This is a genomic window from Kistimonas ophiarachnellae, from assembly GCF_057552235.1.
In genome coordinates, this window is the sequence record NZ_BAAJPA010000005.1 from 314856 (window position 1) to 323267 (window position 8412).

At 55.0% G+C, this 8412-nt stretch carries 4 protein-coding genes; 2 read left to right on the forward strand and 2 right to left on the reverse strand.

The window, feature by feature from the left end; all coding sequences use genetic code 11:
* Positions 1 to 217 precede the first annotated feature (217 nt).
* Positions 218 to 1972 carry a formate--tetrahydrofolate ligase gene (locus AC27K1_RS08585; RefSeq protein WP_487149815.1) on the reverse strand — a complete coding sequence of 585 codons (1755 nt, stop codon included), beginning with the start codon at positions 1970 to 1972 and terminating at the stop codon, positions 218 to 220.
* A 227-nt stretch (positions 1973 to 2199) separates the two neighbouring features.
* Positions 2200 to 3210, reverse strand: coding sequence for a methyltransferase (locus tag AC27K1_RS08590; protein WP_487149817.1), 1011 nt, complete (start codon positions 3208 to 3210; stop codon positions 2200 to 2202).
* A 372-nt stretch (positions 3211 to 3582) separates the two neighbouring features.
* On the opposite strand from AC27K1_RS08590, the gene AC27K1_RS08595 reads away from it, so the two are divergent.
* Entirely contained in the window at positions 3583 to 3936 is a 354-nt protein-coding gene (locus tag AC27K1_RS08595; protein WP_487149818.1) for a hypothetical protein, read from the forward strand.
* Positions 3920 to 8412: autotransporter domain-containing protein (locus tag AC27K1_RS08600; RefSeq protein ID WP_487149819.1), on the forward strand; the 4493-nt coding region annotated here is incomplete at its 3' end. The genes AC27K1_RS08595 and AC27K1_RS08600, both read left to right, overlap by 17 nt.

Below are 8412 nucleotides of genomic sequence, written 5' to 3' on the forward strand. Positions count from 1 at the left end.
GTGCGCTCATGGATGTGAAACAGGTCGGCAATTATAACGGCAGGGGCGGGTGATGGTAGTCTCAGGCGGTCAGTAATTGTCGCAGCAGTTCGTGCGCTTCCGGGCTTGACTTACCGGGTTCCGGCGATCATTCCGGTATGGCGTGGCATGCCAGAGACTCAGTGACGCCAACCCGCATCCGGGTATCGGGTGGGCGTCACTGAGCAGGCAATAGCGATTAACTCAGGCCGGTAATATGGCCGTTGTCGTCAATATCGATATTCATGTAGCCGGGGTTGGAACCCAGGCCGGGCATGGTCATGATCTGGCCACAGAGGATGTAGACAAATCCTGCGCCCGCAGACACGCGAACCTCACGAACCGGGAAGTCGAAGCCTGCCGGCGCGCCTTTCAGCATCGGGTCGTGGGAGATGGAGAGCGGTGTCTTTGCCATGCAGACCGGCAGGTTGCCATAGCCCTGGGCTTCCAGTTCGGCAATTTGCCGGGCAGCCTTCTCGGAGAAGTTCACAGTCGCTGCGCCATAGCCTTTGGTTGCCAGGGTGGTGATCTTGTCCTGCAGGCCGGCGTCCAGCGGGTACAGACGCTGGAAGTTGGTGGGCTGAGTGCTGCAGGCCTGTTCCACTTCGCTGGCAACTGCCATGGCGCCTTCGCCGCCGAATCGGAAGGTATCGCTGATGGCGGCACCGCTGGCGCCGAATTCACGGGCCTTGTCCAGCAGCCAGTTCAGCTCTTCGGTGGAGTCATCCGGGAAGCGGTTCACGGCAACCACGACCGGCAGACCGTAGCGCTTCACGTTGTTGATGTGCCACTGCAGGTTGCATACGCCTTTTTCCAGCGCATCCTGGTTGGGCTCGATCATGCCCTTGTCCAGCGGCTTGCCGGGTTTCAGGTCAAACAGGCCAGAGTGGGACTTCAGGCCTCGCAGGGAGCAGACCAATACCGCGACATCAGGGGTCTTGCCGGAGTAATGCGCCTTGATGTTGCAGAATTTCTCCAGACCCATGTCAGAACCAAAGCCGGCTTCGGTGACCACATAGTCGCCCATCTTCAGTGCCAGACGGTCGGCCAGGATGGAGGAGTTGCCGTGGGCAATGTTGGCGAAGGGGCCAGCATGAATCAGGCAGGCGCCGCCTTCCAGGTTCTGCATCAGCGTGGGGTTGATGGCGTCTTTCATGATGGCGGTCATGGCGCCGGCCACTTTCAGGTCTTCGGCGGTAACCGGTTTGCCGTCCAGGTCATAGGCCAGGATCGCTTTACCGATCCGCTGACGCATGTCCTGAATGCTGTCGGTCAGGGCCAGGATAGCCATCAGCTCGGAGGCAACGGTAATGTCGAAGCCTTCCTCGCGGGGGACACCGTTCATGTTCTCGCCGGTGGTATTGCCGGGCAGGCCCACGGTGATGGCACGCAGGGCACGGTCATTGTGGTCAACGACACGCTTCCAGACGATACGGTCCTTATCAATCTTGAGGGCTTTCAGGCCGCTGCGCTGTTCGAATGCTTCATAACCTTCACGTTCTTCGTGATACAGGCGGCTGTCGAGTGCTGCAGATGCCAGGTTATGGGCGCTGGTGATGGCGTGAATGTCACCGGTCAGGTGCAGGTTGAAATCTTCCATGGGGACGACCTGGGCGTAACCGCCACCGGCTGCACCGCCCTTGATGCCAAAAACGGGACCCATGCTGGGCTGGCGGATACAGCTGATCGCTTTCCGGCCGAGCATGGACAGACCCATGGTCAGACCAATGGTGTTAACGGTCTTGCCTTCACCAAACGGTGTCGGGGTGATGGCGCTGACGAGCACCAGTTTACCGTCGGGTCTGTCTTGTAATTTGTTGAGGGAATCGATACGCACCTTGGCCTTATAGTGGCCATAGGGTTCTATGTCCTGGTGCTCTAGACCGAGCTGGGCTGCAACATCAGTGATGGGTAACAGGCGTGCACTACGAGATATCTCGATATCAGACTTCATGGAACCGGGAGCCCCCTAGGTTAAGGTCGTTATTCGCTACCTTGCAGAGGGGCACGATGGTGACAGAAGTTCACTGCGCAGGAATTGATCTAACGCATGAAATGTTTCTCATTTGCTGCTGGATAGGACATCTACCTATAAGTGGTGATATTAATGATGGTAATGCGAAGGTAATGATAAATTATCAGGTGATTTCCCTTTCCTGAACCTTGGTGTTCGCCTTAACGCTACTTGATGGCTAATACCATCGAATCCGGTCCATGCAGATGCTCGATACGGGTTTGACGAAAACCGGCCGCTCGCAGCCAGCTACAGCAATCAGCGCCGGTAAAATCGAAGCCGCCCTGAGTTTCAACCAGCATATTCAAGCTCATCAGTAATCCATAGGTATTTTGACGGCGTTCATCATCAATAAGCGCTTCGTAAATCACCAGTGCGCCGCCTTTCGGAAGGGCATCAAAGGCTTTTTGAATCAGTATTTGCTTTTTGCTGAGATCCCAGTCATGGAGGATATGTCCCATGAGGAGAACGTCTGCACTGGGGAGGGGGTCGGCAAAGAAGTCACCGGCTACAAATGAGAGTCTGTTACCAAGACCGTTATGATCGACTTTTTTCTCAAAGCACTTGCCGACACGTTCAAGGTCGAAGCCCACGCCGGTCAAATGAGGATGCACCCGGGCGATCTCAATGGCGAGGGCTCCTTCGGCCGTACCGACATCGACGAACGTGCTGTACTCTGACCAGGGAAACCGGCGTGCTATAGCCTGATTGGCTGCCCGGCTGATACCGCTCATGGCGCGCATGAACCGTGCGAGCTTGTCTTCATTCTCATAGAGGGTTTCAAAGAGATCGTCGTCAGTATCACCGATGTCACTCTGCGGTTTCCCGGTTTTGAGGGCTTCGGTCAGGCGTCCCCAAACCGGGTAAAGCTGGAGGTTCGCGTGCTCCAGGATACCGCCGATGTAGGATTCGCTGTCACGGTTTAAATAGCAGGCCGTTTCCTCCGTGTTTCGATAGTCGCCCTTATTCCGTTCCAGGAACCCCATGGAAACCAGGGCATCAAGAAAGTCCCGGGCGCCGCGTGGGTGTAATTCGAGTCTTCCAATCAGAGCATTCAGATTGCCGGGGGCTCTGGCCAGTTCGGTAAATAGATCCAGTTCAAGGGCGCTTAACAGGACTTTTGATGACCAGAACGCCAGGCCGGTTTGCAGGATACGATCCGGTTGCGGTGTAGACATGATTTATGCTCGCTTTGGATTGTGGGTACCCATTGCTGGTCGAATGACTGAATGGGTAGGGTCAAGCCGTTCATCTGCCAGCGAAGAATAGACACATGTACTTTTACATACTGAGTTTTTAATTGGCTGGTGCCGTCAGCATGATGCTTCTGATTATTCGCAACTCCCTGGAGACTACATCAATAAATGCCGCTCTATACGTAAGCAATATGTCAGTAATCCGTAAGTGATTTGTTGATCAATAGTACGATCGTTCAGTATCATTGGCTCGCCCTTTCGGGACCCGCCGTTGTCGCATGCCCAGGAACGCAGTAAAAGGACTCACATGCAGGGTGGTGTTAAGACTAAGGATGTCCAATAAAGAGAAAACCAATGAACAGGAATGACCGTTTCAGGATGACGCTGCTCAGTTCAGCGATCCTCGCCGCGTTACACACTTCTTCCGCCCATGCCATAGACGATTCATGCTCTCCTTTTGAAGGCGCAATCCTGGTCGAGTCGGGTCAAACGTGCGACACCATTACCATCAGCGACGATAACCAGGCCCATTTTGTGACAGTGGAAGGCATCATCGACGGTGACCTGGTTAATACCCAAGACCAGGATTCACTCAGGGTTAAGGCCGGGGCGTTTGGCGAGCGTCTTGTGTCAGGCGACATCATAAACCAGGGCGCGATTACTCTGGTTGATGAGGCTGAAGACGCAATCTTTGAAATTTCCGGTTAGTACGTATGGAGAATCCGAAGAAATCACCACCCTGCAGGTGGACGGTAGCATTATCAATGAAGGGGTGGTGGATTACCTGGATATTTACGATGTTGATGTGGCGAGTGACATTGTTAATAAGGGAACCGTGAGTGACATGTGGATATCTGACGTTGAGGTGGGCAGCATCCTCAATGAAGGGACAGTGGAGTACCTGGAAATAGAAAATGTCGATGTCGCTGGCAGCATCGTCAATAAGGCAACCGTGAATCAGCTGTGGATGTCTGATGTTGATGTGGGTGTCAACATCATCAATGAAGGGACAGCGTATTACCTGGGAATGTACGACGTAGTGGTTTCCGGTGATGTCCGTAACGACGGCAGCCTCATCGACGATTACCTGCTAGTGGCAAATTCAGAGATTGAAGGCAGTGTTGTCAACGGCGGCGTCATTGGCAGTGAGGAGACGCCGGTCTATGACGCCATCTGGGTTGAGTCATCCAGCATTGGGGTGGACGTCCGTAATGACGGAGACATCTTCGGCGATAATTCCGGTATCTTCGTCAGCGGCTCCACGGTGGGGGGCGATGTGGTCAATTCGGACGGTATCACCCTGTATACCGGTGGTGAGAATTACAGCCAGGACGGCATGTTTGGTATTCGTGTCACGGATTCTGAACCTTTCGGTGATGTTGACGAAAGGGATGAAGAGATCATCGGAACGTCCGTGGTTGAGGGCAGTGTCATCAACAGTGGCGTAATCACCATCACTGACCGGGATCCGGAAGAATCCTTCATGCTTGATGACATGGTCGGCGGCATTTTTGTCGGTGTCGAGCGTGAAAACCAGGACGAACTTGCCGCCCATGTAAAGGGTGACGTGATCAACACCGGCGACATTACCGTATCGGTGACTAATACCAGTGAAGGAGAAACCTTCGGCATCCTGGTTGAAAACGCGCTGGTTGAAGGATCTGTCGGTAATGTTGGGGAGAAAAGTGCGATCACGTCATCCCGGCATGGCATCGTGGTGCTGGACGAGTCTTTTGTCGGCAGCATCGTGAACGAGGGGACGATCAGTATCACCGAATACTCGGAAGGGATTTATGTCGAGGATTCAGAAGCAGGAAGCATCAGCAACAGCGGGACAATCACGACGGTTGCCGGTTCAGGTATTTACCTGGAAGCTGCTGAAGTCACCGGCGAATTGCGTAATGACGGCCTGATCGAAGCCAATGGCGCTGAAGTGGCCTACTATGATGCCGTTGATGACGCGCCTGCTCCAAGGTTGGCCTATGAAGAGGCTCCACCTGTTCCTCCGACAGAATATGTCGATGGCAACGGTATCGTCGTGGCTGCCACTGAGGTCTGCGATTTCGGCGATGAAGCCGTCGTCTGCACTGACGTCAAGTCAGCGGTTGGCAGCATTGTAAATGGTGAAACAGGCCGTATTGTTGCCACCGATGATGGCATAGATATCGATAACGCCTATGTTGGCAGCATTGTTAACCAGGGAACCATTGAGGCGACCGGAGCCGGGATGTATGTAGACGGTGGCGAAGTGGCTACCGAGATCCTTAACGACGGTGTCATCAATGCCGCTGAGGGTATTGTCCTTTCTGGGGATAGGGGGCCGTTTATCTTTCTGCCGCCGGAGATTGACCCGGAGGTGCCGGTAGAACCGCCGTCAGACATTGAACTATCTCCTGATGATCTGGATCTGGAACCTGGTGAACGGCTGGAAATCGGCGTTGTCATCAATGATGTCAACGGTGTTATCACGGCGACCGGAGATGACGGCATCGACCTGGATTACGTGGCCACTGAAAGCCTGGTCAACGCGGGCGCCATTAATGCGGCAGGCCACGGTGTTCTGGCTGAAAGCAGTACGTTTTCCGGTGATATTTACAACAGCGGTTCAATCATTGCCGGGGAATCGGGGATTGTCCTTGAAGGAAGCAGTGTCGAAGGCGCCATCCTGAATGACGAGACCGGTAGTATAAAAGCGGATAATGATGGCATTAATGTGCTGGTATCCACTGTCGGCAGCATCACCAACCTGGGGCGTATTGAGGTAGGTGGTGTCGGCATTGTGGTTGACAGCTTCGGCGTTGCGGGTGATATCACCAACAAAGGTCTGATCGACGGAACCGAGGGCATGCTGCTTGGCGTCAGGGAGCAGGGCAACATGGCGATTGGCAATGTTATCAATGATGCTCAAGGCGTTATCAATGCCAAAGGCGACAACGGCATCACGCTTGAGGCGGTGGAAACCAATGCCCTGGTGAACCGTGGTGAAATCAACGCCTATGAGGCCGGTATCTATGCCGGTGGCGGCACTATAACCGAAGGTGTCGGTAACAGTGGTGTTATTAATGCGTCTGTCGGTATTTTGCTGGAAGGTTACAAGGAGCCTGCCAGTGTTGGCGACGTCTTGAATGATCAAGGCGGTGTTATCACGGCCAGCCTGAAGGACGAAGTCGAAGTCGATTTTGTGGCCGGCATTCACTTGGACAACGTTGTCGCCAACAGCCTGACCAATGCGGGAACGATCAGTGCTGATGATGTCGCGTTTGGCGCACAAGGCTCAGTGATCACAACGGATGTCTATAACACGGGTACTGTCTCTGCTGGCTATGCGGGCATTGGTCTGGTTGACAGTACTGTGGCTGGCAGTGTTGGTAATTCGGGTAGCATTGTTATCAGTGGCGCTGAGCCGGTCGAGTGGGAAACCCTGAAACCCGGTATTGGCCTGATAGCGACCGATGTCGAAGGCAACCTGGAGAACACAGGGGACATCACGTCTGATCAATATGGTATCAGCCTGCACGAAAGCTCGATGGTTGCCGGTAACTTGTTTAATAGTGGTGATATCACTGCTGCAGACAGTGCGGTTTATCTTGACACTGACGCCTCTCTTGCCGGAAACCTGGTCAATACCGGCGCGCTTGTTGCCGATAACGGCGCGGCAGTTATGATTAATGGCGCCACCCACGAAGGCCAGCTTGTCAACGACGGCACCCTGCAGGGTGGCCTAGACCCGGAAAACAACCGTACCGCCATTGATTACAGCGGTTCTTCCTCGTCACTCAGCCTGTTGCAGAGAGCCGGACAGATTATCGGTTCCATCTTCGGCAGCGAGGAAAGTGACGGCGATATTGCTGAACTTTCAGGGGGCGCTGTGACCGGTGATTTCCATAATGTGGAAGCCATCGGGGTGACAGGCGACGTCAGTTTTGCCGGTAATGTGTATGGCGGGGATCTCAGCATCGCCGATGCCGGTAGCCTGACATTGTCTGGTGAGTCCCTCGGCGTTGACGGCGACCTTGCCATCGACGGTACGCTGGGGCTTAACATCAGCAACAGTACGGATCCGGAAACCGCCCTCGTGACAGCTGGCGGTGATGTCACCCTGGCTGACGGCAGTCGTCTGATCGTTACTGCTTCAGACGATCTCAATATCAGTTTGGAAGCGACCGATTACCTGGCCCTGTCCGGTAACACCCTGACCGACAATGGCGTGACCGTAGAATCCGGTTCCGTGATTATCACCGCTACCCTGGGGCAGGTGTCCGGGAGTGAGCTGAATGTCTCCGTGGCGACCAGGGATTTTGGCGGGCTGGTGGAGAGTGCTGGCGGAAATGCCAACCAGGTCAGCACCATTGACGCCTTTATGGATGTTTATCTCTCTGGTGGTGAGTGCAACGCCATCTGTCAGGCCGTGGAGCAGGCGGAAACCGCTGAAGAGCTGGCGGCGATCGCTGACGAAATGACGCCTGATTCCTCCGGTATCGTTGCCGCCAGTCAGGCGGCGCAAAGTGAAACGCTTGGTGCGGTGTTCAAGCGGATCGCCGGATTCCGGAGCAGCACCAGCGGTATCGGCGCCGGTGATGTGATTGAGCCGGGTTCACTCTGGCTGCAGGCGCTGTCCTCTGAGGGGGATCAGGACGCGGTGCGTTACAGGGGGAATGACTATGATGGCTACAGTTACCGCACCACCGGTTTCACCCTGGGTGCGGATGCCGACTTGAGCGACACCCTGACCGCAGGCCTGGCGGCGACCTACGGGGTAACGCGCTCCGATGTCGACGGCAGCGCTAATGGCAGCGAAACCGACAGTTACCTGCTCACCGCCTACGGCAGCTGGCGCAAACAGGATTACTTCCTGGATGGCAGTGTCGCGGTGGGTGTCAGTCGCACCGATGTGAAGCAGTATACCTCCGGTATCAAGTCAACCGCGGATAGCGACGCCACACAATATGCCCTGCGGCTGGTGGCGGGACGGGACTTCACGTTTGACAACAGTGATACCCTCGTAGAGCCTCAGCTGGCGTTCAATTACAGCCGTATTGACACCGACAGCTACACGCTGCGTCCGCTGGATATGAAAGTGGCGGGCCAGCGGCTGGAAGCGGTTGAACTGGGGGCTGGTATCCGCTTTATGACGGGTATCGATACCGGACGCGGGGTGTTGATTCCAGAAGTCAGTCTGATGGC